Origin of the sequence: Mycobacterium sp. 1274756.6 (assembly GCF_001668625.1) — a bacterium.
In the GTDB taxonomy this organism is placed as follows: Bacteria; Actinomycetota; Actinomycetes; order Mycobacteriales; family Mycobacteriaceae; genus Mycobacterium.
The window spans coordinates 1-23,299 of sequence record NZ_LZLJ01000018.1; the positions used below are offsets into that span (position 1 = coordinate 1).

Consider the following 23,299-nt stretch of genomic DNA (forward strand, 5'->3'; position numbering starts at 1 on the left):
GTGCCACGGCCGCCGAGCAGGGCGCCGGGGGCGCTGCCGCGCCCGGTGCGCCGGCGGCCACCGGCGCGGGAACCCGGAGCGGTGCGGGCTCGACGGCCGGCGGGCCCCCGGGTGCGGGGGTGGGGGCCGGCGCCGCGGTGACGCCGGCCAGCCCGGCGAGCCCGGCCAGCCCGCCCAGGCTCGCGATCGACAGCATCAGCGCCGGCTGCAGCAGCGCGGGCGCGAACTGCAGTGCGGTGGAAAGCAATTGGGTGGCGTGGAAGGTCAGGTCCGCCATCACCATCGGCAGGTCGGTCAGCAGCGCCGCGGGGTTGGTGAACAGGTCGGTGAGCAGCAACTGGAAGTTCTTGAGCTGTTCGGAGCCGACGTCGATCCACCACCGCGGGTCGGTCGGGTTGAGATCCCCGCCGTGGGCGCCGTCGTCGTGGTCGTGGCCGTCGTGCTCGGCGTTGACGATGCGCGGCGCCGCCGGGGTGTGCGGGGTGGCGGCCAGGGCGCCCTGGCTGGTGGCGGCGTAGGTGGTCATCACGGTGGCGGCCTGGATCCACATCCGGGCGTAGTCGGCCTCGTTGAGGGCGATCGGGATGGTGTTGATGCCGAAGAAGTTGGTGGCCACCAGCACGCCGTGGACGGCGTGGTTGGCGGCGAGTTCGGCCAGGGTCGGCATCGCCGCGAGGGCGGCGGTGTAGGCGGCGGCGGCGGTCTCGTGCTGTGCGGCCGCGCCGGCCGCGTCGGTGCTCGCCCGGGTCAGCCAGGCCAGATAGGGCAGGTGGGCGGCGAGATAGCGGGCGGCGGACGGGCCCTGCCAGGCGCCGGCCTGGGTGGCGCCCAGCAGCGCGGTCAACTCCCCGGCGGCGTCGGCGTACTCGGCGCTCAGCGCCGACCACGCTCCCGCGGCCGCCTGCAGCGCGGCGGGGCCGGGCCCGCTGCTCAGCGCGCCGGAATGCACTTCCGGTGGCAGAGCCATCCAGACCGGCGCGGTCATCCACCCTCCCGACGATAATGACAATCGTTTTCGACAAGGACTACGGTAACCGGCCGGCACCCGATTTGAAAACCGTTTTCAACAGTGTCGCGGGATTCGGGGCGACCGCGCGCCCGGATCGCCGCCCCGCCGTGGCGCGTTGGGACGGCAGTGACAGGATGGTCGGCAGAATCGACCTCAGTTTCCGCCCCGATCCACAACGCTGTGGTAAGCCAGAGGTCGAGCCTGTGTTCAGCCGACCGATCGAGGAGTCCAGACGATGTCCTTCTCCGTGCAGATGCCGGCACTCGGCGAGAGCGTCACCGAAGGCACCGTCACCCGGTGGCTCAAAAAGGAGGGCGACACCGTCGAGGTCGACGAGCCGCTCCTGGAGGTCTCCACCGACAAGGTCGACACCGAGATCCCCTCACCGGCGGCGGGCGTGCTGACCCGGATCATCGCCGAGGAGGACGACACCGTCGAGGTGGGCGGCGAGTTGGCGGTGATCAGCGAGTCCGGTGAGGACACCGGCGGCGACACCGACAAGGACGCCGACGCCGACGCCGGCTCCGCCGACACCGACGGTGCCGACGAGCCCGCCGCCGACAGCGGCGCCGAGTCCGACGACTCGGCCGACGACTCGGGCGCGCAGTCCGGCGATTCCTCCGGCGACTCCTCCGGTGGCTCATCCGGTGCTGAGGGCCAGGCGGTGGTGATGCCGGAGTTGGGTGAATCGGTCACCGAGGGGACCGTGACCCGCTGGCTGAAACAGGTGGGCGATTCGGTCCAGGTCGACGAGCCGCTGGTGGAGGTCTCCACCGACAAGGTCGACACCGAGATCCCCTCGCCGGTCGCCGGGGTGCTGTTGTCGATCACCGCCGAGGAGGACGACACCGTCGAGGTCGGCGGCGAGCTGGCCCGGGTCGGCTCCGCCGGTGCGGGCGGCGGCGAGAAACCCGCACCGAAGTCCGAACCGAAGCCGGAACCGAAACCCGAACCGGAACCGGAACCGGAACCCGAGCCCGAACCGGAACCCGAGCCCGAGCCCGAGCCCGAACCGGAGCCGGAGAAGAAGCCCGAGCCCGCCCAACAGCGGGAGCCGGAGAAGAAGCCCGAACCGCAGGCGCCGCGGGAGAAGAAGTCGGCGGGCACGCCGCAATCCGGTGTCCCCTACGTCACCCCGCTGGTGCGCAAGCTGGCCACCGACCACGACGTCGACCTCAGCCAGGTCAAGGGCACCGGGGTGGGCGGCCGCATCCGCAAGCAGGATGTGCTCGAGGCGGCCGAACGCCAGAAGCAGCCCGCCGCCGAGCCGGCGGCCCCGTCGGAACCGGCCGCGTCGCGGCCCACCCCGGCGCCCGCCCTGGCCCACCTGCGCGGAACCACCAAGAAGGCCAACCGGATCCGGAAGCTCACCGCGAAGAAGACCCGCGAGTCGCTGCAGGCCACCGCGCAGCTGACCCAGACCCACGAGGTCGACATGACCCGGGTGGTGTCGCTGCGGGCCCGCGCCAAGGCCGACTTCGCCGAGCGGGAGGGCGTCAACCTCACCTACCTGCCGTTCATCGCCCGCGCGGTGATCGACGCGTTGAAGACCCACCCGAACGTCAACGCCAGCTACAACGAGGAAACCAACGAGATCACCTACTACGACGCCGAACACCTCGGCATCGCGGTCGACACCGAGCAGGGGCTGCTCTCCCCGGTGATCCACAACGCCGGCGACCTGTCGCTGGGCGGGCTGGCCCGGGCCATCGCCGACATCGCGGCGCGGGCCCGGTCGAACAACCTGCGCCCCGACGAGTTGTCCGGCGGCACGTTCACGATCACCAACATCGGCAGCCAGGGCGCCTTGATGGACACCCCGATCCTGGTGCCGCCGCAGGCGGCGATGCTGGGGACCGGCGCCATCGTCAAACGCCCGCGGGTCATCGTCGACGACGCCGGCAACGAGTCGATCGGTGTGCGGTCGGTTTGCTACCTGCCGCTGACCTACGACCACCGGCTCATCGACGGCGCCGACGCCGGGCGGTTCCTCACCACCGTCAAACAGCGGCTGGAAGAAGGGGCGTTCGAGGCCGACCTGGGGCTTTGACGAGGTGTCCGACGCCGTCATCGCGATCGCGGGCTCCTCGGGGCTGATCGGCACGGCCCTGGTCGCCGCGCTGCGCTCCGCGGACCAGCATGTGGTGCGGATCGTGCGACGCCCACCGGCCAACTCCGACGAGCTGTACTGGAACCCGGACAGCGGCGAGTTCGACAGCGGCGCGCTGGCCGGGGTCGACGCCGTGGTCAACCTGTGCGGCATCAACGTCAACCGGCGCCGGTGGTCGGGCAGCTTCAAACAGCAACTGCGCGACAGCCGGATCACCCCGACCGAGGTGCTGGCCACCGCGGTCGCCGAAGCGCAGGTCGGCGTGCTGGTCAACGCCAGCGCCGTCGGTTATTACGGCAACACCCGCAGCCGGGCGGTCGACGAGACCGACCCGGCCGGGGCGGGTTTCCTCGCCCAGCTCTGCCAGGACTGGGAGGCCGCGACCGGACCGGCCCGCGCGGCCGGCGCCCGGGTGGTGCTGGCCCGCACCGGGTTGGTGCTGGCCCCCTCCGGCGGCGCGCTCAAACCGCTGCGGCTGCTGTTCGGGCTCGGCGCCGGCGGCCGGCTGGGCAACGGCCGCCAGTACATGTCCTGGATCAGCCTGGAGGACCAGGTGCGGGCGGTGCTGTTCGCGCTGTCGCACGAGGAACTGGCCGGGCCGGTCAACTTCACCGGGCCGGCGCCGGTCACCAACGCCGAGTTCACCGCCGCCCTCGGTCGTGCCGTGGACCGGCCCAGCCGGCTGATGCTGCCCGGCTTCGCGGTGCGGGCCGCCATCGGCGAGTTCGCCGACGAGGGGCTGCTCATCGGCCAGCGGGTCATCCCGGCGGCGTTGGAGCGGACCGGATTCCAGTTCCACCACAACACCATCGGTGAGGCGTTGAGCTACGCCAACGCCCGGCACTGAGCACGGGTAGCGTCGCTGTGGTGAGCACCTCGATCCGATCCGGCGCCGCGCCGCTCGCCGTGCGCCAACTCGGCACCCTCGACTACCACGCCGGCTGGCAGCTGCAGCGCGAACTGCTCGAAGCGCGGGTGGCGGGCGGCCCGGACACCCTGTTGCTGCTGGAACACCCGGCGGTCTACACCGCCGGGCGACGCACCCTGGACCACGAACGGCCGACCGACGGCACGCCCGTCGTCGACACCGATCGGGGCGGCAAGATCACCTGGCACGGTCCCGGCCAGCTGGTGGGATATCCGATCGTCGGGCTCGCGGAACCGTTGGACGTGGTGAATTACGTTCGGCGCCTTGAGGAAGCCCTGCTGCGGGTCTGCGCCGACCTCGGTGTCGAGGCGATGCGGGTGGAGGGCCGCTCCGGGGTGTGGTGTCCCGGCGGCCCGGGCCGGCCGGCCCGCAAGATCGCCGCGATCGGGGTGCGGGTCTCCCACGCCACCACGCTGCACGGGTTCGCGCTGAACTGCGACTGCGACCTCGGCGCCTACGCGGCGATCGTGCCGTGCGGCATCACCGACGCCGGGGTGACGTCGCTCTCGGCCGAGCTGGGCCGACCGGTGCCGGTCGACGCGGTCCGCGAGCCGGTTGCCGCCGCGGTCGCCGACGCCTTGGACGGGCGACTGGCCCTGTCCTGGCGGCCGCCGGAGCCTGCTCGCGTAGCATCGCAGTCGTGAGTGTCGCTCCGGATGGCCGCAAACTGCTCCGGCTGGAAGCACGCAACGCGCAGACCCCCATCGAGCGCAAACCATCGTGGATCAAGACGCGCGCCAAGATGGGCCCGAACTACACCGATCTGAAAGGTCTGGTCCGCCGGGAGGGACTGCACACCGTCTGCGAGGAGGCCGGCTGCCCCAACATCTACGAGTGTTGGGAGGACCGCGAGGCCACCTTCCTCATCGGCGGTGAGGTCTGCACGCGCCGCTGTGCGTTCTGCCTGATCGACACCGGCAAGCCCAAACAGCTCGACCGCGACGAGCCGCGCCGGGTGGCCGAGAGCGTGCAGACGATGGGGCTGCGCTACTCCACCGTCACCGGCGTGACCCGCGACGACCTGCCCGACGAGGGCGCCTGGCTCTACGCCGAGACGGTGCGGGCGATCAAAGCGCTCAACCCCGAGACCGGCGTGGAGCTGCTGATCCCGGACTTCAGCGGGAAGCCGGAGCTGCTCACCGAGGTGTTCGAGTCCCGCCCGGAGGTGCTGGCCCACAACGTCGAGACGGTGCCGCGCATCTTCAAGATCATCCGCCCGGCGTTCAACTACCAGCGCAGCCTCGACGTGTTGACCCGGGCCCGCGACTTCGGGCTGGTGACCAAGAGCAACCTGATCCTGGGGATGGGCGAGACCGCCGAGGAGATCCGGTCGGCGTTGACCGACCTCTACGAGGCGGGCGCCGAGCTGGTGACCATCACCCAGTACCTGCGGCCGTCGGCGCGACACCATCCGATCGACCGGTGGGTCAAACCCCAGGAGTTCGTCGAACACGCCCGCTTCGCCGAGGAACTCGGCTTCGCCGGGGTGATGTCGGGCCCGCTGGTGCGGTCCTCCTACCGGGCGGGCCGGCTCTACCAGCAGGCCATGGAGCGCCGCGCGGCCGCGCGCAACTAGACCACCTCGCGGCTGGTCTCGGTGCCGTCGCGCACCTAAGTATCCTTGGGTGCTATGCCGAAACGTCGTTCTGCCGCCGAAACGAAAGCCGCCCGCGCCGAGGCCAAGGCCGCCCGCAAGGCCGCCGCCCGCCAACGCCGCAGCCAGCTGTGGCAGGCGTTCAACCTGCAGCGCAAAGAGGACAAGCGGCTGCTGCCGTACATGATCGGCGCGTTCGTGTTGATCGTGGGCGCGTCGGTCGCGCTGGGGTTCGCCGGCGGCACCTTCTCGCGGGTGACGATGATCCCGCTGGGCGTGGTGCTCGGCGGTCTGGTCGCGTTCATCATCTTCGGTCGCCGTGCCCAGCGTTCGGTCTATCAGAAGGCCGACGGCCAGATCGGGGCGGCGGCCTGGGCGCTGGACAACCTGCGCGGCAAATGGCGGGTCACCCCGACGGTGTCGGGCACCGGCAACTTCGACGCCGTGCACCGGGTGTTGGGCCGCCCCGGGGTGATCCTGGTCGCCGAAGGCTCCCCCAGCCGGGTCAAGCCGCTGCTGGCCCAGGAGAAGAAACGCACCGCCCGGCTGGTCGGCGACGTGCCGATCTACGACATCATCGTCGGCAACGACGAGGGCCAGGTCCCGCTGGCGAAGCTGGAACGGTATCTGAACAAGCTGCCGGCCAACATTCCGGTCAAGCAGATCGACGCGCTGGAGTCCCGGATGGCGGCGCTCGGTTCGCGGATGGGTCCGGCCGCGATGCCCAAGGGGCCGCTGCCGCCCGGCGCGAAGCTGCGCGGCGTGCAGCGCACCGTGCGCCGCAAGTAGTAGTCGCTCAGCGCCGGACCACCGCGGTGGCGGTCAGCCGGTCCTGGAAACCGCGGCCGTCGAGGTCGGTGAACAGCGCCGGGAAGACCAGCGCGATCAGCGCCCCCCGCGACAGCGCGCGCCCGATCCCGACGTGTTTGCGCCCGTCCACCGAGGCCACCCGCAGGCCCACCGCCAGCTGTCCGGGGCTGAACCCGTAGAGCCGTACCGACACCGCGCCCACCAGCAGCCAGGCCACCAGCACCGCCAGGGACAGCTGCGGCTGGCCGATCAAGCCGGCGGTCATGGCCAGCGCCGCCAGCCCGTAGCCGATCAGCCAGTCGACGATCAGCGCCAGCAGCCGCCGCCCCATCCCGGCCAGTGCGCCCGATCCGTCCTCCGGCAGCCCCAGCGACTGGCCACGGTATGCGTCGTCGTTGTCCGGCCCGACCGGCCCGGACAACCAGGAGGAGCTGCTACGGGTCATGGGTCCCACAGTAGGCGGCCGGGTGCGGGCGGGTGGCGGCGCGCCCGGCTCGGCCGCTCGGTGCGGGCCGAGGACCGTTGCGTAACGTCTGTGAAACATCCGGTTAAACGCTGAGAAATATGCTCTTCTTAGCGTCAGCCGGAGACGACGCTAAGGAGACTCCCTTCCGTGACTGATAAGACGGCGGACGACATCATCAAGCTCATCGCCGACGAGAATGTCGAATACGTCGACGTCCGGTTCTGCGACCTGCCGGGCACCATGCAGCACTTCTCGATCCCGGCGTCGGCGTTGGAGGCGGAGGTCTTCGAAGACGGGCTGGCGTTCGACGGGTCGTCCATCCGCGGGTTCCAGTCGATCCACGAATCCGACATGATCCTGCTGCCCGACCCGAACACCGCGCTGATCGACCCGTTCCGGGCCGCCAGAACCCTGAACATGAACTTCTTCGTCCACGACCCGTTCACCCGCGAGCCCTACTCGCGCGACCCGCGCAACGTGGCCCGCAAAGCCGAGAAGTACCTGGCCAGCACCGGAATCGCCGACATCGCCTACTTCGGCGCGGAGGCCGAGTTCTACATCTTCGACTCGGTGGCGTTCGATTCGCGCACCAACGGCTCGTTCTACGAGGTCGACTCCCGCTCCGGATGGTGGAACACCGGCAACCGCACCGAGGCCGACGGCAGTCCCAACCTGGGCTACAAGACCCGGCTCAAGGGCGGCTACTTCCCGGTCGCACCCAACGACCAGTACGTGGACCTGCGCGACGAGATGACCACCGCCTTGATCAACTCCGGGTTCACCCTGGAGCGCGGCCACCACGAGGTGGGCAGCGGGGGTCAGGCCGAGATCAACTACAAGTTCAACACGTTGCTGCACGCCGCCGACGACCTGATGCTGTTCAAATACATCATCAAGAACACCGCCTGGCAGCGCGGCAAGACCGTCACGTTCATGCCCAAACCACTGGTGGGTGACAACGGTTCGGGCATGCACGCCCACCAATCACTGTGGAAGAACGGCGAACCGCTGTTCTACGACGAGGCCGGCTACGCGGGGCTGTCGGACATCGCGCGGCATTACATCGGCGGCATCCTGCATCACGCCCCCAGCCTGCTGGCGTTCACCAACCCCACGATCAACTCCTACAAGCGGCTGGTGCCCGGCTACGAGGCGCCGATCAACCTGGTCTACTCGCAGCGCAACCGGTCGGCCTGCGTCCGGATCCCGATCACCGGGAACAACCCGAAGGCCAAGCGGATGGAGTTCCGCTGCCCGGACTCCTCGGGCAACCCGTATCTGGCGTTCGCGGCGATGCTGATGGCCGGCATCGACGGGGTCAAGAACAAGATCGAGCCGATGGCGCCGGTGGACAAGGACCTCTACGAACTGCCGCCGGACGAGGCCAAGGAGATCCCGCAGGCGCCCACCCAACTGGCCGAGGTGATCGACCGGCTGGAGGCCGACCACGAATACCTCACCGAGGGTGGGGTGTTCACCGAGGATCTGATCGAGACCTGGATCCACTACAAGCGCAGCACCGAGATCGAGCCGCTCAACCTGCGGCCGCACCCCTACGAGTTCGCGCTCTACTACGACTGCTGAGCCGGCCGGTCACACCTGCTGGCGGGCCTTGAGCTCAAGGAAGACCGGCACCATCCGGTCCCGCTCGACCGCGCTGAGGTCGGTCAGTTCCAGCCCGTAACCGGTGGGCGGTTCGCTCTGCCGCTGCCCGAGCAGCCGGTCTCGCTCGACCGTGGCCAGCCCGGCCCACCAGTGCTCGAGCTGAAGCTGCTCCTCCTCCAGCAGGGCCACCCCGGGGGCGGCGAGGGCGGCCGGGCCGTGGCCGGCCTCGATCCAGTAGCTGCCCAGCGCCCCCTGAAGCTGGCGGGAGGCGCTGCTGCGCGCGCCCGCGTCCACCGAGAACTCGGAATCGGGGTTGGCGAGCAACCACACCTTGTCGTCCATGGACAGGCTGTGAAACCACTCGAGGAACTGACTGATGCCTGTTGTCATGACTCGACGCTAGTCGGGTTGGGCGCGCCGCGAAACCGAACGCCACCTTCGAGTCACTGATAGGCGCCTGCGTGGCAGGCTCGGCGCCATGGCATTCACCGTCTATCTCAACGAACCCAAACGCCCCAACGAGCCCGAAGTCCCGGCCGACCGGTACCAAAGCGACGCCATCTACCACTTCCACGAGGGCGGCGTGCTCGGGGTGCGGCGCAGGTCCGGGGCGATGACCTACTACGCGCCGTACCGCTGGCTGTCCATCCAGGCCGATCCGGGCCACGGACCCGGCCAGATCAGCGGTTGATCCCGACGACCAGTCGGCGGCCAACCCAACTGTGGACAACCGCTCCCCCGTCCGCCCCGGCGCCCGTGGCAGTATCGCGGCCATGCGTGTTCTGCTCCAACGCGTCACCGCGGCGCGGGTGCTCGTCGAGGGCGCCGTCGTCGGCGCCATCGACCCGCGGCCCCAAGGCCTGCTGGCGCTGGTCGGGGTCACCCATGACGACACCGCCGACATCGCACGGCGACTCGCCGAGAAACTGTGGCGGTTGCGCATCCTCGACGATCAGCGTTCGGCCGCCGAGGTGGACGCACCGGTGCTGGTGGTCAGCCAGTTCACCCTCTACGCCGACACCGTCAAGGGCCGGCGGCCGTCCTGGAACGCCGCCGCGCCGCGGGAGTTCGCCGAGCCGCTGGTGGCCGCGTTCACCGCGGCGCTCCGCGACCTGGGCGCGACCGTGCAGACCGGTGAGTTCGGGGCACACATGCAGGTCGAGTCGGTCAACGACGGCCCGGTGACCCTGCTGCTGGAGAACTGAGCCCAACCGGGCACTGGGTAACCTCAGCGCATGACAACCGATCTCGAGGCGCGGCTGACCGGTTACAGCCCGGCAGCGCTGAGCGTGTTCCGGGTGGTATTCGGGTTGCTGTACTGCGCGCACGGCACCGCGAAACTCTTCGACTGGCCGGTCACCATGAACCTGCCGACCGGCCATTGGCCGTACTGGTGGGCCGGGCTCATCGAGTTCGTCGCCGGACTGCTGATCCTGACCGGGCTGTTCACCCGCGCGGCGGCCTTCGTCGCGTCCGGGCAGATGGCGGTCGCCTACTTCTGGGAGCATCAGCCGTTGGCGCTGTGGCCGATCGACCCGGCCCAGGGCGGCCACGGCGGCGGTGAGCCGTCGGTGCTGTACTGCTTCGGGTTCCTGCTGCTGGTGTTCACCGGCGGCGGCAGCTACGCACTGGATCGGCTGCGCAACCGCCCCCAGTAGGGTGCAGTTCATGACGATCAAGCGGCAACCGTCCTGGTACGACGACGAGGTCCGGGCGCTCTACGAGCTGGCGTCGGGGTTCTTCGAGCGGGAGGTGGTGGCCCACGTCGAGAAGTGGGACGCCCAGCGCCACATCGACCGCGAGGTGTGGCTCAAAGCCGGCGAGCTGGGGCTGCTGCTGTGCTCGATCCCGGCCGAATACGGCGGCGGCGGTGGCACATTCGCCCACGACCTCGCCGTCTTCGACGCGCAGGGCTACTCCGGTGACCTGTCGCTGGGCATCGCGGTGCACAGCGGGATCGTGCCGCACTACATCGCCGCCTACGGCACCGAGGAGCAGAAGCAGACCTGGCTGCCGCCCATGGCGCGCGGGGAGGTGCTCGGCGCGATCGGGATGAGCGAGCCGGAGGCCGGCTCGGACCTCAAGGCGCTGCGGACCACGGCGGTGCGCCGCGGCGACGAGTACGTGGTCAACGGCTCCAAGACGTTCATCACCAACGGCGGCTCGGCCGACATGGTGGTCCTGGCGGTCAAGACCGACCCCAAGGCCGGCGCCCGCGGCATCTCGCTGCTGATCGTCGATCTGCGGGACACCCCCGGCTACCAGGTGACCCGGGTGCTCGACAAGGTGGGCCAGCACGGCGCCGACACCGCCGAATGGTCGTTCACCGATGTGGTGGTGCCGGCGTCGAACCTGCTGGGCCCCGAGGAGGGCAAGGGTTTCGGTCAGATGCTGACCCAGCTCGCCCAGGAGCGGCTGATCGTCGGCGCCCAGGCCGTCGGCGGCACCGAACGCGCCGTCGACGAGACCGTCGCCTACACCCGGTCGCGAAAGGCGTTCGGCCAGAGCCTGTTCGAGTTTCAGAACACCGCGTTCGAGCTTGCCGAGTGCGCCACCCTGGCCCGGGTCAGCCGCACCTTCCTGGACAGCTGCATCGAGGCGCACCTGCGCGGCGAGCTGGATGCGACCGACGCGGCGATGGCCAAGTACTGGCTCACCGACCAGCAGTGCGCGGTGATCGACCGGTGCGTGCAGCTGCACGGCGGCTACGGCTACATGCGCGAATACCTGATCGCGCGGATGTATGAGGACGCCCGGGTGCAGCGCATCTACGCCGGGGCCAACGAGGTGATGAAGCAGATCATCGCCCGGTCCCTCTAGGACTCTCAGCCGTCGAGGCGGTAGTCGGCGCGGAAGCGTTTCATCCCCTCGACCTTCTCGGCCAGGCTGGCCTGCGGGCCGGTGTAGAACATCCACGGCATGGTCAGGATCCCGGTGATGCCGGCCGCCTCGGCGCGCTGGTAGTCCTCGATCCGCAGCGCGTCGGTGAGCGGGGTGAGGATCGTGAAATCCTCGACCGGCAGGCCGTTTTCGGCACGCAGTTCGCGCAGCCGGCCGGCGACTTCGATGGCGCGGTCGGTTTTGATCAGGTCACCGATCCAGCCGTCGTTGCGGGCGGCGCGCCGCAACGCGATGTCGCTGAGACCGCCCACGTAGACGGGGATCGGCGGCGGCGTCGGCGTCATCTCCAGTTTCGGCGTGGTGTAGAACTCGCCGTCGAACTCCGTCCAGCCCGGCTCCCAGAGCTTGCGCATCAGCGCCAGCATCTCGTCGGTGCGCCGCCCGCGGCGGTCGAACCGCTGGCCCATCAAGGTGAACTCCTCTTCACACCAGCCGACGCCCACCCCCAGTTCCACCCGCCCGGCCGCCAGGTGGGCGGCGGTGCCGATGGATTTGGCCGCCGAATAGGGGTCGCGCATCGCCGGGATGTAGACCGTGGTGACGAACTTCAGCCGCTCGGTCACCTGGGCCAGCGCCCCGACCAGCACCCACGGGTCGGGCCAGTCGGTGAACGGCTGCCAGCGGCGCTGGCCGTCGCGGGTGTAGGGGTAGGGCGTCTGCAGGGTCTCCAGGTTCACCACGTGGTCGGGGATGCCGACCCCGTCGTAGCCGAGTTCGTCGGCGGCGCGGGCGACTTCGACGATCTCGCGGGTCTCCAGGAAGGCGGTGGAGATGTAGTACTTCACCGGGCCTCCCGCGCCCAGGCCGGCATGACGAACACGCCCTCGGCTTCCACGGTGATCCCCTCGGCGTCGCTGAGGGTCCCCCGGGCGAACGCCTTGATGCCCTCGGTGCGTTCGATGTCGGCGTCGACGCGCACCCGCCCCAGCGGGGTGCCGCGCCGGTACCGGCAGGTCAGCGTGCCGGTGAAGTACGGCTTGTTCAGGCCCTCGCTGACCGCCTCGCCGAGCACGTGGTCCAGGATCAGCGCGCAGATCCCGCCGTGCACCCAGCCGGGCGGGCCTTCGTAGGCGACACCGAGGTCGAATTCGCTCCAGCAGTGGCCGCCCTCGTGGTGGATCAGCACCGGCGGCGCGATCGGGTTGCGGGTTCCCACCACCGGGTTGCCCCAGGCCACCGGCAGGCCGGTCTCGGCTTGGCGCAGGGTGCGGGTACCGTTGCGGCGGGTGCGGCCCAGCGCCCGGTTGACGGCCTCGATCGCGGCTTGCGCGTCGCGCACCGTGGCCTCGTCGGCGTCGGTGTGGATGGCGGTGTCGATCAGCTCGCGGATCGCCTGGGTCAACGGGTTGTGCAGCGCCTGCAGCCGGTCGAGTTCGTCGGCGGCGATGGCGTCGAAGGGGAACTCCACCCGTCCTTACTAACACCACCGCCCGCCGCGGCCGCCGCCCGGTGGTGGTTACTCGTCGAACACCCGACGCACCACCGTCTTGGCGCGCCGGGTCACCCGAAGGTAGTGGTCCAGGAATTCGCCGCCGTCGCCGTTGTGCCAGCCGGCGGCCGCTGCGACCGCGTTGAGCTGGCGCCCGGGTCCGGGCAGCTGGTCGGTGGGTTTGCCGCGCACCAGCACCAGCGCGTTGCGGGCCCGGGTCGCGGTGAGCCAGGCCTGCCGCAGCAGCTCCGCCTCCTCGGCGGGCAGCAGGTCGGCCGCCGCGATCGCGTCCAACGACTCCAGGGTGGAGGTGTTGTGCAGCGCCGGGACGCGGTGGGCGTGGCGCAGCTGCAGCAGCTGGACGGTCCACTCCACGTCGGCCAGCCCGCCGCGGCCGAGTTTGGTGTGGGTGTTGGGGTCGGCGCCGCGGGGCAGTCGCTCGGCGTCCACTCGGGCCTTGATCCGGCGGATCTCACGCACCGCCTGCTCGGAGACACCGTCCGGGGGGTAGCGCGTCTGGTCGATCATCAGCAGGAACCGGTGTCCCAGGTCGGCGTCACCGGCCACGGTGTGGGCGCGCAGCAGCGCCTGGATCTCCCAGGGCTGCGCCCACTGGGCGTAGTAGGCGGCGTAGGAGCCCAGGGTGCGCACCAGCGGTCCCGAGCGGCCCTCGGGCCGTAGGTCGATGTCGATGTCCAGGGGCGGGTCGACGCTGGGGGTGCTCAGCAGGGCCCGCACCTGCTCGGCCATCGACGCCGCCCAGCGCACGGCGGTGGAGTCCTCGACGCCGGCGACCGGTTCGCAGACGAACATCACGTCGGCGTCGGAGCCATAGCCGAGCTCGCGGCCGCCGAGACGGCCCATCCCGATCACCGCGATGCGGGCCGGCGGCTCCTCGCCGCCGGTGAGGTTGGCCCGGACCACCACGTTGAGAGCGGCCTGCAGCACCGCCGCCCACACCGAGGTCAGCGCCGCGCACACCTCCCGCACATCGAGCAGGCCGAGCAGGTCGGCGGAGCCGATGCGGGCCAGTTCGTGGCGGCGCAGCGCCCGCGCGGTGGCGATCGCCCGCACCGGATCGGCGTAGCGTCCCGCCGAGCGGATCAGCGCCCCGAACACCGCCTCCGGGTCGGTGTCGAGCAGTTTCGGGCCGTCCGGGCCGTCGCCGTAGGCCTGCAGCACGTCCGGGGCGCGCATCAGCAGTTCCGGGACATAGGCGGAGGTGCCCAGCACCCGCATGAGCCGTTTGGCCACCGCGCTCTCGTCGCGCAGGGTCGCCAGATACCAGTGCAGGTTGCTGAGCGTCTCGCTGAGCCGGCGGTAGGCCAACAGCCCGGTGTCGGGGTCGGGGGTGTCTGAGAGCCAGTCCAGCAGCCCGGGCAGCAACACCGCCTGCACGGTGCCGCGCCGCCCGCTCTGGTTGATCAGGGCGTCGAGATGGGTCAGCGCGCTCTGCGGCGCCTCATAGCCCAGCGCGGCCAGTTGTCGTTCGGCCGCCTCGGCGGTCAGGCCGTCGGTGAACTGCAGTTCGGTGCGCGCGACCAGCTCCAGCAGCGGCTGGTAGAAGAGTTTGGCGTGCAGCCGCGACACCCGCAGGTTCTGCCGTCGGATCTCCGCGCGCAGCACACCCAGGGCGTCGCGGCGGCCCTCCGGGCGGATGTGGGCGGCCCGGGCCAGCCAGCGCAGCGCCTCGTCGTCGTCCAGGGCGGGCAGCAGGTGGGTGCGTTTGAGCCGCTGCAGCTGCAGGCGGTGCTCCAGCAGGCGCAGGAACTCGTAGGAGGCCGCCAGGTTGGCGGTGTCGTCGCGGCCGACGTAGCCGCGGGCGCCGAGCGCGGCGAGGGCGTCCATGGTCGACGCCACGTGCAAGGATTCGTCGGTGCGGCCGTGCACCAGTTGCAGCAGCTGCACGGCGAACTCCACGTCGCGCAGCCCGCCGGTGCCCAGTTTGATCTCGCGGGCCCGCACGTCGGCCGGCACCAGCCGCTCCACCCGCCGTCGCATCGCCTGCACCTCGGCGACGAAATCGGGGCGCTCGGAGGCGGTCCACACCATCGGCCGCAGCGCCGCCAGGTACTGCTCCCCCAGTTCGGCGTCGCCGACGGCCGCCCGCGCCTTCAGCAGCGCCTGGAACTCCCAGGTCTTGGCCCAGCGCTGGTAGTAGGCGATGTGGGAGTCCAGGGTGCGGACCAACTCGCCCTGCTTGCCCTCTGGGCGCAGCCCGGCGTCGACGGCGAAGAACGTCTCGGAGGCCAGCCGCATCATCTCCCCGGCCACCCGCGCGGCCACGCTGTCGGCGTGTTCGGCGACGAAGATGACGTCGACGTCGCTGACGTAGTTCGGTTCCCGCCCACCGCATTTGCCCATCGCGATCACGGCCAGCCGCGGGCGGGGCCGGTCACCGCAGACCGTCTCCTCGGCCAGCAGCAGCGCCGCGGCCAGCGCCGCGTCGGCCATGTCGGCCAGGTGCGCGCCGACCGCGGTGAACGGCACCACCGGTTCGTCCTCGACCACCGAGGCCAGATCCAACGCCGCGAGCACCAGCAGCCGATCCAGGTACAGCAGCCGCAGCCGCTCCAGCCGAGTCTCGACATCACCGCCGGAGCCGGCGCAGTCGGTGAATGCCGTCCGCAACTCGTCGCGGGTGGGCAGCGCGACCGGCCCGCGCAGCAGTCGCCACGATCCGGGGTGGGCCACCAGGTGGTCGCCGAGCGCCAGCGAGGACCCGCAGACCGCGAACAACCGGCCGCGCAGACTGCGGTCGCTCGACAGGGCGTCGTCGAGTTCGGCCCAGTCCGCGCCGAGGGTTTCGGCCAGCCGGACCATGGCCAGCAGCGCCGCGTCCGCGTCGGGCGCGCGCGACAGCGACCACAACAGGTCGACGTGGGTGCCGGTGTTCCATCCCAGCCGGGCCAGGTCGGCCTCCGCGGTGGGGTGGACCAGCCCGAGCCGACCCACGCCGGGGACCGCGCGGCGGGCATCGGCAGGTCTGGTCACGACTAGTACGGTACCGGCGCAATTGCGGCGTTGCGCACGGTCTTCGGGCCGCAGCGATCGGTGCGGGCGTTTAGCGCACCGCCGCGCGGGTACGACCGTGGGTACGGGCTATGTGCCCGAGTGTTCCTACGACGGATGGGTTTGATCATGATCGTGCGTACGACCGACGAGATCACCGGCACCGACCGCGAGGTCAGCGGCGACAACTGGGTGTCCAAGCGCATCATTCTCGCCGACGACGACGTCGGCTTCTCCTACCACGAGACGACGGTGCGGGCCGGGACCCAAACCCCGCTGCACTACCCGGATTACATCGAGGCGGTGTGGCTGATCGAGGGTCACGGCAGGCTGATCGACCGGGAGAACGACAAGGAGTACCCGCTCAAACCGGGCACCATGTATCTGCTCGACGGTCACGAGCGGCACACCATCGTCGCCGACGAGCAACTGCGGATGTACTGCGTGTTCGCGCCGGCGGTGCCGCCCGGCAGCGACTGAGCTTTCGGCGTTACAGCGACAGGTAGGTGCGCAGCTCGTAGGGGGTCACGTGGCTGCGGTAGTTGGCCCACTCGGCCCGCTTGTTGCGCAGGAAGAAGTCGAATACCTGCTCCCCCAACGCTTCTGCCACCAGCTCGGAGTCCTCCATCGCGTGCAGCGCCCGGTCCAGGCTGCCGGGCAGTTCCCGGTAGCCCATCGCCCGGCGCTCCCCGGGGGTCAGGTCCCAGACGTTGTCCTCGGCTTGCGGGCCCAGCACGTAGTTCTTCTCCACGCCGCGCAGTCCGGCGGCCAGCAGCACCGCGAAGGTCAGGTAGGGGTTGCACGCCGAGTCGGGGCTGCGCACCTCGATCCGTCGCGACGACGTCTTGTGCGGGCTGTACATCGGCACCCGCACCAGCGCTGAGCGGTTGGACGCCCCCCACGACGCCGCGGTCGGCGCTTCCCCGCCGTGCACCAGCCGCTTGTAGGAGTTCACCCACTGGTTGGTGACCGCGCTGATCTCGTGGGCGTGTTCGAGGATGCCGGCGATGAACGACTTGCCGATGTCGGAGAGCTGCAGCGGGTCGTCGGGGCTGTGGAAGGCGTTGACCTCCCCTTCGAACAGGCTCATGTGGGTGTGCATCGCCGATCCCGCGTACTGCCCGAACGGTTTGGGCATGAACGTCGCCCGCACGCCCTCGTCGATGGCGACCTCTTTGATCAGGTAGCGAAACGTCATGACGTTGTCGGCCATCGACAGGGCGTCGGCGTAGCGCAGGTCGATCTCCTGCTGACCGGGCGCGGTCTCGTGGTGGCTGTACTCCACCGAGATGCCCATCGACTCCAGCGCCTCGATGGCGTGCCGACGGAAGCCGGACGCGGAGTCGTGCACGGCCTGGTCGAAGTAGCCGGCGTCGTCGGCCGGGACCGGCTCGGAGCCGTCGTCGGGGCCGGGCTGGAGCAGGAAGAACTCGATCTCGGGGTGCACGTAGCAGGTGAACCCCAGGTCGCCGGCCTTGGCCAACTGCCTGCGCAGCACGTGCCGGGGGTCCGCCCAGGCCGGGGAGCCGTCGGGCATGGTGATGTCGCAGAAGATGCGCGCCGAGTGCGGTTGGCCGGCGTGGTCGGTCCACGGCAGCACCTGGAAGGTGGACGGGTCGGGGCGGGCGACCATGTCGGACTCGAAGACCCGCGCGAAACCCTCGATGGAGGACCCGTCGAAGCCGACCCCTTCCTCGAAGGCGCCCTCAAGTTCGGTGGGGGCGATGGCCACCGACTTGAGATAGCCGAGTACGTCGGTGAACCAGAGGCGGACGAAGCGGATGTCGCGTTCCTCCAGGGTGCGGAGCACGAACTCCTTCTGCCGATCCATGGGGGAAGCGTATGTCACCGGCTGTTAAATCGGCGTTACGAACGCGGTCAGCAGGCCAACTGCGCCGGCGGCACCACACCGTTGATCAGGTACCGCAGTACGGCGGTGTCCACGCAGCGGTTTCCGTTGAACACCACGGTGTGCTGGGTGCCCTGGTAGCTGATCAGCGGGGCGCCGAGTTGGCGGGCCAGGCTCACCCCCGCCGCGTACGGGGTGGCCGGGTCGTGGGTGGTGGAGACGACGACCACCTTGCCGGGCGCGGCCGGGCCGACGGTGTGCGGCGCCGCGCCGGCGGGCACCGGCCACAGCGCGCAGATGTCGCGCGGTGCGTAGCCGGTGAAGCTGCCGTAGCTGAGAAACGGTGCCTGCTGCCGGATCTGGCGGTCGGCGGCCACCCAGGGCGCGGGGTCGGTGGGCGCTTGGGCGTCCACGCAGCGCACCGCGTTGAAGGTGTCCTGGATGTTGCCGTAGTGGCCGGTCTTGTCGCGTTCGTGGTAGTCGTCGGCGAGCAACAACAGCTCATCGGCCGGGGCGCCGGTGGCCAGCGCGGTCAGGCCGCCGGTCAGGTACTTCCAGAACTGCGGCGTGTACAGGGCGTTGAAGGTGCCGGTCATCGCGTCGGCGTAGCTGAGCCCGCGCGGGTCCCTGGTCGGGGCCGGGGTGGCGACCAGTGGGTCGACCAGCGCCCGGAAGCGGGCGACGGACCGGGCCGGGTCGGTGCCCAGCGGGCACGAGGCCGAGCGCGCGCAGTCGGTGGCGTAGTCGTTGAAGGCGACCTGGAAGCCGGCCATCTGGGTGACGTAGCCCTCGACCGGCCCGACACTGGGATCCACCGCGCCGTCGAGGACCATGGTGCGCACCCGGTCGCCGAAGTGCTCCAGGTAGGTCGCCCCCAGTTGGGTGCCGTAGCTGTAGCCGAGGTAGTTGATCTGTTCGTCGCCGAGCAACCGGCGGACCATGTCCATGTCGCGCGCGGCGGCGACGGTGCCCATGTTGGCCAGGAAGTCGGCGCCCATCCGGTCGAGACAGCGCTGCGCGATCTGGCTCAGGCGTTGCTCGATGCGCGCCACGCCGGCCTGGCTGTAGTCGACCATCGGGTCGCGCCGGAAGTCGTCGAACTCGGCGTCGGTGCGGCAGCGCACCTGCGGGGTGGAGTGGCCCACGCCGCGGGGGTCGAACCCGACCACGTCGAAGTGCTCGGTCACCGGAGTGTCGGCCAGCGCCGCGCCCATGCTCGCCGCGGCATCGACCGCCGAGGCGCCGGGCCCGCCCGGGTTGATCAGCAGCGCCCCGAGCCGCTTGCCGGTGGCCGGGATGCGCAGCACCGCGATATCGGCTTGCGTTCCATCGGGTTTGGTGTAGTCCACCGGGACGGGCAGCATCGTGCAGCGCGCCGTCGGGATGGCGCGGGCATCGCCGATCAGCCCGCCGCAGTCCGCCCAGTCAACCTGCGCGCTGCGGGCGTCGCGGGCTTGTCCGGCACCGGAATCCGGGGCGGCCGCGGCCGGTGGCGCCGTGCCTGCCAGCAATGCGATGGCGAACAGCGTTGTACCCCATCGCCTCGCACGACCCATGGTTTGTGATCGTGGCAGACCAACGCTGCGAAACGATCACGCCCGGGTTGGTTTGCTGTAACGGTGGTTCAGCTGCCGGCGCAGCGGGCGTCCTCCGGCGGCATCGTGCCGTCGATCAGGTAGTCGCCGGCCATCTCGTCGATGCACTCGTCACCCTGGAACACCACCGTGTGCTGGGTGCCCTCGTAGGTGATCAGCCCGCCGCCCAGCTGTTCGGCCAGGTCGACCCCGGCCTGGTACGGGGTCGCCGGGTCGCCGGTGGTGGAGACCACGACGACCGGGGGCAGGCCGGGCGCGGAGATGGTGTGCGGTTCGCTGGTCGGCGGCACCGGCCAGAACGCGCAGGTGCCCAGCGGTGCGTCACCGGTGAACTCGCCGTAGCTCATGAACGGCGCCACCTCGCGGGCCCGCCGGTCCTGCTCGATCACCTTCTCCCGATCGGTGATCGGCGGCTTGTCGACGCAGTTGACCGCCACCCGCGCATCGGTGGCGTTGGTGTAGTGGCCGTTCTTGTCCCGGTTCATGTACAGGTCCGACAGCAGCAGCAGGGTGTCGCCCTTGCCCTCGACCAGTTCGTTGAGCCCGTCGGTCAGGTGCGTCCAGAACGCCGGGGAGTACAGCGACAGGATGGTGCCGACCACCGCGTCGTTGTAGCTCAGGCCGCGGGGGTCGCGGGTTTTGGCCGGCTTGTCGACCAGCGGTTCGACCAGGCTGAGGTAGACGTCGACCGACTTGGCCGGGTCGTCGCCCAGCGGGCACGCCGGTCCGGCCGCGCAGTCGGCGGCGTAGTCGTTGAACGCGTTCTGGAAGGCCTCCAGCTGCCGCAGGTCGGCCTCCAGCGGGTCGGCGTTGGGGTCGACCGCGCCGTCGAGGATCATCGCCCGCACGCGGTCGGGGAACGCCTCGGCGTAGGCCGAGCCGATCCGGGTCCCGTACGAGTAGCCCAGGTAGGTCAGCTTGTCGTCGCCGAGCGCGTCGCGGATGGCGTCGAGGTCACGCGCCACGTTGACGGTGCCGACGTTGGCCAGGAACTCCTCGCCCACCTTGTCCACGCAGCGCTGGACGTACTCCTTGGTCTCGTCCTCGATCTTTTTGACCCCTTCGGGGCTGTAATCGACCTGCGGTTCGGCGCGCAGCCGGTCGTTGTCGGCGTCGGAGTTGCACCACACCGCCGGCCGCGAGGAGGCCACGCCGCGCGGGTCGAAGCCGACCAGGTCGAACCGCTGGCGGACCCGGTCGGGAATGGACTCGAGCAGGCTGACCGCGGCCTGGACCCCGGATTCCCCGGGGCCGCCCGGGTTGATCAGCAGGGAGCCGATCTTGTCGCCGGTGGCGGGGAACCGGATCAGTGCCAGGGTGGCGACGCCGGCGTCGGGGTCGTCGTAGTCGACCGGGACGGCCACCTCGCCGCATTCGGCGCCGGCCGGCAGTTTCGCCGCCGTTCCCGCCGAGACGCGGCAGCGGTCCCATTTCACCTTCTCGCCGATCTTCGGCGAGCCGGGCACCGCCTGGCCGTCGACGACGCGCACACAGCCGCCCAGCAACAACCCGACGGCGACCAGCACGGTCCAGACCAGCATGGTGCGCCCAACCCCGGCGCGATGGCTCCTCATGGGCGTCCATGCTGCCATGAACGCGCCGGGGGGCCGGGTCGCCGGGTGGTCAGCGGGTCGCGGCGAGCAGTTCGTCGAGCGCGGGCGCGAAGCCGTCGGCCAACTCCCACAGGTCCGGCAGCAGCTCCGGGCAGCCGATCAGGCCGACGTTGAGTTTGCCGTCCAGCGACATCACGGTGATGTTGAGTCCCGAGCCGTGGAAGATCGGTCCGATCGGGTACATCGCCCGGATCTCGCAGCCCAGGAAGTACAGCGGCTCCTGCGGGCCGGGCACGTTGGAGATCACCAGGTTGTGCACCGGGCGGCTGCTGGTCAGCCGGGTGCGGGCGTACAGCCGCATGGCGGCGCCGAAGACGGCCGGCCCGGCGAACTGCGACCAGTCCTGCAGCAGGGTCGCGCTGATCGCCGAGCTGTGCTCCTTGGCCACCGAGTTGGCCTCGGCGATCGCTTCCAGCCGGTTGACCGGGTCGGCGATCTGGGTCTCCAGCGGGGAGAACATCCCGGAGACCTGGTTGCGGCCGGGCCGGTCGGACTTGCCGTGCACCGACACCGGCACCATCGCGACCATCGAGGAGGCCGGCAGCTGGCCGCGGTCGAGCATGAAGCGCCGCAGCACCCCGGAGACCAGCGCCATCACCACATCGTTGACCTTGACGTCGAAGTGGTCCTTGACCGTCTTGACGTCTTCGAGGTCGAGCTGGGTGAACGCGATGTTGCGGTGCGCGGTGATGCTGGCGTTGAACGGGGTGCGCGGGGCGGCGAACGGCCGCGCCATGGTCAACCCGGTGCGGGCCCGGTCGAGGGTGTTGACCACCGAGGACACCGTGGACGGCAGCATGCCGAGCAGGTTCAACGGGCGGGAGGCGAATCGCATCAGCCCGCCGGCGGCGATCTCGAGTGCGGTGGCGCCGCCGACGCCCTGCTCCGGCGGCGGGGCGGGCGTGTCGGGCTCCAGGCTGCACAACGTGGACATCAGGTTGGAGCCGGTCACTCCGTCCACCGCGGCGTGGTGCACCTTGGTCATCACCGCCAGCCGGCCGCCCTTGCCGGCCTCGACGCCGTCGATGCCCTCGATGACCCAGGTCTCCCACAGCGGCCGGCTGCGGTCCAACGGCAGGCCCGCGAGGTGCCCGCAGATCTGGGCGAGCTCGTCGCGGCCGCCGGGCGGTGGTAGCCCGATGCGGTGCAGGTGGCGCGAGACGTCGAATTCGGTGTCCTCCACCCACACCGGGTGGTCGAGGTTCAGCGCCGTGTTGGCCAGCTTCTCCCGGAACTGCGGCATCGCCGCCATCCGTTCCGCCAGCGCGTCGCGGAACGCCTCGAAGCTGTATCCGCCCGGCATCGTGGCGGTGTCCAGGTCGAGGATCGAGCAGACGTGCAAGGGTTGGGTGGAGGTCTCCAGGTAGAGAAAACTGGCGTCGAGTCCGCTGAGCCGCTGCATCCGCCGATCGTATGTGAGAAATTCCACTGGAGCTCACGGTTCAGTCCCGTTGCGATAAATGGCACACTGGCAGCGTCCGACGAACCCGGGGACCCGCCAGGGCCTCGAAGATCGTACCGATGATCGTTGAAGGACAGTGATGTCTGAGCACACCGTGTACGGCGGGACGGCTCCGCGTACCCAGACCCGCACCCACCACCTGCAGAAGATGAAGGCCGAAGGGCGGAAGTGGGCGATGCTCACCGCCTACGACTACTCCACGGCCCGCGCATTCGACGACGCCGGCATCCCGGTGCTGCTGGTCGGCGACTCGGCGGCCAACGTCGTCTACGGCTACGACACGACGGTGCCGATCTCGGTCGACGAGTTGATCCCGTTGGTGCGCGGCGTGGTGCGCGGTGCGCCGCACGCCCTGGTCGTCGCCGACCTGCCGTTCGGCAGCTACGAGGCCGGCCCCGCCGCGGCGTTGGCCGCCGCGACCCGCTTCATGAAGGAGGCCGGGGCGCACGCGGTGAAGCTGGAGGGCGGCGAACGGGTCGCCGAGCAGATCGCGACGTTGAGCGCGGCCGGAATCCCGGTGATGGCCCACATCGGCTTCACCCCGCAGAGCGTGAACACGTTGGGCGGCTTCCGGGTTCAGGGCCGAGGCGATGCCGGCGAGCAGACCGTCATCGACGCGATCGCGGTCGCCGAGGCCGGTGCGTTCTCGGTGGTGATGGAGATGGTGCCCGCCGAGCTGGCCACCCAGATCACCGGGAAGCTGACCATTCCGACGATCGGGATCGGTGCGGGCCCGAACTGCGACGGGCAGGTGCTGGTCTGGCAGGACATGGCCGGCCTCACCACCGGGAAGACCGCCCGGTTCGTCAAGCGGTTCGGCGCTGTCGGCGACGAATTGCGGCGTGCTGCAAGCCAGTACGCCGCCGAGGTGGCCAGCGGCGAGTTCCCCGCCGAGGAGCACTGCTTCTAAAGGCGC

22 protein-coding genes are annotated in these 23,299 nt (G+C 70.3%); 12 read left to right on the forward strand and 10 right to left on the reverse strand.

Annotated features, from left to right (window positions below; translation table 11 throughout):
- A partial coding sequence (locus tag A5643_RS02525; protein WP_066851634.1) for a PPE family protein occupies positions 1-985 on the reverse strand: 985 nt, incomplete at its 3' end.
- 259 nt (positions 986-1,244) lie between these two features.
- Between A5643_RS02525 and sucB the strand changes: the two genes are divergently transcribed.
- Genes sucB through A5643_RS02550 form a run of 5 tightly spaced genes read left to right on the forward strand, consistent with a single transcriptional unit; the run spans position 1,245 to position 6,430 of the window.
- Complete coding sequence (gene sucB / locus A5643_RS02530; RefSeq protein ID WP_066851635.1) at positions 1,245-3,059, forward strand: 2-oxoglutarate dehydrogenase, E2 component, dihydrolipoamide succinyltransferase; 1,815 nt, start codon at positions 1,245-1,247, stop codon at positions 3,057-3,059.
- A 4-nt stretch (positions 3,060-3,063) separates the two neighbouring features.
- On the forward strand, positions 3,064-3,966 hold the full coding sequence (locus tag A5643_RS02535; RefSeq protein WP_066851636.1) for a TIGR01777 family oxidoreductase: 903 nt from the start codon (positions 3,064-3,066) through the stop codon (positions 3,964-3,966).
- A 20-nt stretch (positions 3,967-3,986) separates the two neighbouring features.
- Positions 3,987-4,691, forward strand: coding sequence for a lipoyl(octanoyl) transferase LipB (gene lipB, locus A5643_RS02540; protein ID WP_066851736.1), 705 nt, complete (start codon positions 3,987-3,989; stop codon positions 4,689-4,691).
- Positions 4,688-5,623: a lipoyl synthase gene (gene lipA / locus A5643_RS02545; RefSeq protein WP_066851637.1), complete on the forward strand. Its 936-nt coding sequence runs from the start codon at positions 4,688-4,690 to the stop codon at positions 5,621-5,623. Before lipB ends, lipA begins: the two co-directional genes overlap by 4 nt.
- A 54-nt stretch (positions 5,624-5,677) precedes the next feature.
- Positions 5,678-6,430 carry a DUF4191 domain-containing protein gene (locus A5643_RS02550; protein ID WP_066851638.1) on the forward strand — a complete coding sequence of 251 codons (753 nt, stop codon included), beginning with the start codon at positions 5,678-5,680 and terminating at the stop codon, positions 6,428-6,430.
- A 7-nt stretch (positions 6,431-6,437) separates the two neighbouring features.
- On the opposite strand, the gene A5643_RS02555 is transcribed toward A5643_RS02550, so the two are convergent.
- On the reverse strand, positions 6,438-6,896 hold the full coding sequence (locus tag A5643_RS02555) for an RDD family protein (RefSeq protein WP_066851639.1): 459 nt from the start codon (positions 6,894-6,896) through the stop codon (positions 6,438-6,440).
- Between the two features lie 168 nt (positions 6,897-7,064).
- Here A5643_RS02555 and glnA (A5643_RS02560) point away from each other — a divergent pair, with 168 nt between their 5' ends.
- Positions 7,065-8,501: a type I glutamate--ammonia ligase gene (gene glnA, locus A5643_RS02560; RefSeq protein WP_066851640.1), complete on the forward strand. Its 1,437-nt coding sequence runs from the start codon at positions 7,065-7,067 to the stop codon at positions 8,499-8,501.
- A gap of 9 nt (positions 8,502-8,510) precedes the next feature.
- Here glnA (A5643_RS02560) and A5643_RS02565 read toward each other — a convergent pair whose 3' ends face one another.
- Positions 8,511-8,912 (reverse strand): hypothetical protein, encoded by a 402-nt coding sequence (locus A5643_RS02565; RefSeq protein ID WP_156628464.1) that lies wholly within the window; start codon positions 8,910-8,912, stop codon positions 8,511-8,513.
- Positions 8,913-9,000: 88 nt separating this feature from the next.
- Between A5643_RS02565 and A5643_RS02570 the strand changes: the two genes are divergently transcribed.
- From A5643_RS02570 to A5643_RS02585, 4 genes are all read left to right on the forward strand, one after another.
- Positions 9,001-9,213: a hypothetical protein gene (locus tag A5643_RS02570; RefSeq protein WP_066851642.1), complete on the forward strand. Its 213-nt coding sequence runs from the start codon at positions 9,001-9,003 to the stop codon at positions 9,211-9,213.
- Between the two features lie 82 nt (positions 9,214-9,295).
- Positions 9,296-9,727, forward strand: coding sequence for a D-aminoacyl-tRNA deacylase (gene dtd / locus A5643_RS02575; RefSeq protein WP_066851643.1), 432 nt, complete (start codon positions 9,296-9,298; stop codon positions 9,725-9,727).
- 30 nt (positions 9,728-9,757) lie between these two features.
- The gene (locus tag A5643_RS02580) at positions 9,758-10,180 is read left to right on the forward strand and encodes a DoxX family protein (RefSeq protein WP_066851645.1); all 423 of its coding nucleotides are present in this window, start codon (positions 9,758-9,760) and stop codon (positions 10,178-10,180) included.
- 10 nt (positions 10,181-10,190) lie between these two features.
- The gene (locus tag A5643_RS02585) at positions 10,191-11,342 is read left to right on the forward strand and encodes an acyl-CoA dehydrogenase family protein (RefSeq protein WP_066851747.1); all 1,152 of its coding nucleotides are present in this window, start codon (positions 10,191-10,193) and stop codon (positions 11,340-11,342) included.
- Between the two features lie 5 nt (positions 11,343-11,347).
- Here A5643_RS02585 and A5643_RS02590 read toward each other — a convergent pair whose 3' ends face one another.
- From A5643_RS02590 to A5643_RS02600, 3 genes are read right to left on the reverse strand one after another with little or no spacing between them, the layout of a single operon-like run.
- A complete protein-coding gene (locus A5643_RS02590) occupies positions 11,348-12,208 on the reverse strand; it encodes a TIGR03619 family F420-dependent LLM class oxidoreductase (protein WP_066851654.1) in 861 nt (286 codons plus the stop codon).
- Positions 12,205-12,831, reverse strand: a complete 627-nt coding sequence (locus A5643_RS02595; RefSeq protein ID WP_066851656.1) for a hotdog domain-containing protein — start codon at positions 12,829-12,831, stop codon at positions 12,205-12,207. The genes A5643_RS02590 and A5643_RS02595 overlap by 4 nt, the downstream gene beginning before the upstream one ends.
- A gap of 48 nt (positions 12,832-12,879) precedes the next feature.
- Entirely contained in the window at positions 12,880-15,900 is a 3,021-nt protein-coding gene (locus A5643_RS02600; RefSeq protein ID WP_231995422.1) for a bifunctional [glutamine synthetase] adenylyltransferase/[glutamine synthetase]-adenylyl-L-tyrosine phosphorylase, read from the reverse strand.
- Between the two features lie 93 nt (positions 15,901-15,993).
- Between A5643_RS02600 and A5643_RS02605 the strand changes: the two genes are divergently transcribed.
- Positions 15,994-16,344: an ectoine synthase gene (locus tag A5643_RS02605; RefSeq protein WP_066851749.1), complete on the forward strand. Its 351-nt coding sequence runs from the start codon at positions 15,994-15,996 to the stop codon at positions 16,342-16,344.
- 10 nt (positions 16,345-16,354) lie between these two features.
- Here A5643_RS02605 and glnA (A5643_RS02610) read toward each other — a convergent pair whose 3' ends face one another.
- The 4 genes from glnA (A5643_RS02610) to A5643_RS02625 form a co-directional block, all read right to left on the reverse strand.
- Entirely contained in the window at positions 16,355-17,695 is a 1,341-nt protein-coding gene (gene glnA / locus A5643_RS02610) for a type I glutamate--ammonia ligase (protein WP_066851660.1), read from the reverse strand.
- A 47-nt stretch (positions 17,696-17,742) separates the two neighbouring features.
- On the reverse strand, positions 17,743-19,269 hold the full coding sequence (locus tag A5643_RS02615; protein WP_066851662.1) for an alpha/beta hydrolase: 1,527 nt from the start codon (positions 19,267-19,269) through the stop codon (positions 17,743-17,745).
- A 68-nt stretch (positions 19,270-19,337) separates the two neighbouring features.
- Positions 19,338-20,882 (reverse strand): alpha/beta hydrolase, encoded by a 1,545-nt coding sequence (locus A5643_RS02620; RefSeq protein WP_066851664.1) that lies wholly within the window; start codon positions 20,880-20,882, stop codon positions 19,338-19,340.
- Positions 20,883-20,931: 49 nt separating this feature from the next.
- Positions 20,932-22,323, reverse strand: a complete 1,392-nt coding sequence (locus A5643_RS02625) for a WS/DGAT/MGAT family O-acyltransferase (RefSeq protein ID WP_066851666.1) — start codon at positions 22,321-22,323, stop codon at positions 20,932-20,934.
- A 139-nt stretch (positions 22,324-22,462) separates the two neighbouring features.
- Here A5643_RS02625 and panB point away from each other — a divergent pair, with 139 nt between their 5' ends.
- Entirely contained in the window at positions 22,463-23,293 is an 831-nt protein-coding gene (gene panB, locus A5643_RS02630) for a 3-methyl-2-oxobutanoate hydroxymethyltransferase (protein WP_066851668.1), read from the forward strand.
- The last annotated feature ends 6 nt before the right edge of the window (positions 23,294-23,299 follow it).

Excerpts from the sequence above, each read along its gene's own strand:
- panB (WP_066851668.1), top strand. The coding sequence starts at position 22,463 with ATGTCTGAGCACACCGTGTACGGCGGGACGGCTCCGCGTACCCAGACC.
- A5643_RS02570 (WP_066851642.1), top strand. The coding sequence starts at position 9,001 with ATGGCATTCACCGTCTATCTCAACGAACCCAAACGCCCCAACGAGCCC.
- A5643_RS02585 (WP_066851747.1), top strand. The coding sequence starts at position 10,191 with ATGACGATCAAGCGGCAACCGTCCTGGTACGACGACGAGGTCCGGGCG.
- A5643_RS02615 (WP_066851662.1), bottom strand. The coding sequence starts at position 19,269 with ATGGGTCGTGCGAGGCGATGGGGTACAACGCTGTTCGCCATCGCATTG.
- A5643_RS02605 (WP_066851749.1), top strand. The coding sequence starts at position 15,994 with ATGATCGTGCGTACGACCGACGAGATCACCGGCACCGACCGCGAGGTC.
- glnA (WP_066851660.1), bottom strand. The coding sequence starts at position 17,695 with ATGGATCGGCAGAAGGAGTTCGTGCTCCGCACCCTGGAGGAACGCGAC.
- A5643_RS02555 (WP_066851639.1), bottom strand. The coding sequence starts at position 6,896 with ATGACCCGTAGCAGCTCCTCCTGGTTGTCCGGGCCGGTCGGGCCGGAC.
- A5643_RS02625 (WP_066851666.1), bottom strand. The coding sequence starts at position 22,323 with ATGCAGCGGCTCAGCGGACTCGACGCCAGTTTTCTCTACCTGGAGACC.
- sucB (WP_066851635.1), top strand. The coding sequence starts at position 1,245 with ATGTCCTTCTCCGTGCAGATGCCGGCACTCGGCGAGAGCGTCACCGAA.
- A5643_RS02620 (WP_066851664.1), bottom strand. The coding sequence starts at position 20,882 with ATGAGGAGCCATCGCGCCGGGGTTGGGCGCACCATGCTGGTCTGGACC.
- A5643_RS02565 (WP_156628464.1), bottom strand. The coding sequence starts at position 8,912 with ATGACAACAGGCATCAGTCAGTTCCTCGAGTGGTTTCACAGCCTGTCC.
- dtd (WP_066851643.1), top strand. The coding sequence starts at position 9,296 with ATGCGTGTTCTGCTCCAACGCGTCACCGCGGCGCGGGTGCTCGTCGAG.
- A5643_RS02580 (WP_066851645.1), top strand. The coding sequence starts at position 9,758 with ATGACAACCGATCTCGAGGCGCGGCTGACCGGTTACAGCCCGGCAGCG.
- A5643_RS02550 (WP_066851638.1), top strand. The coding sequence starts at position 5,678 with ATGCCGAAACGTCGTTCTGCCGCCGAAACGAAAGCCGCCCGCGCCGAG.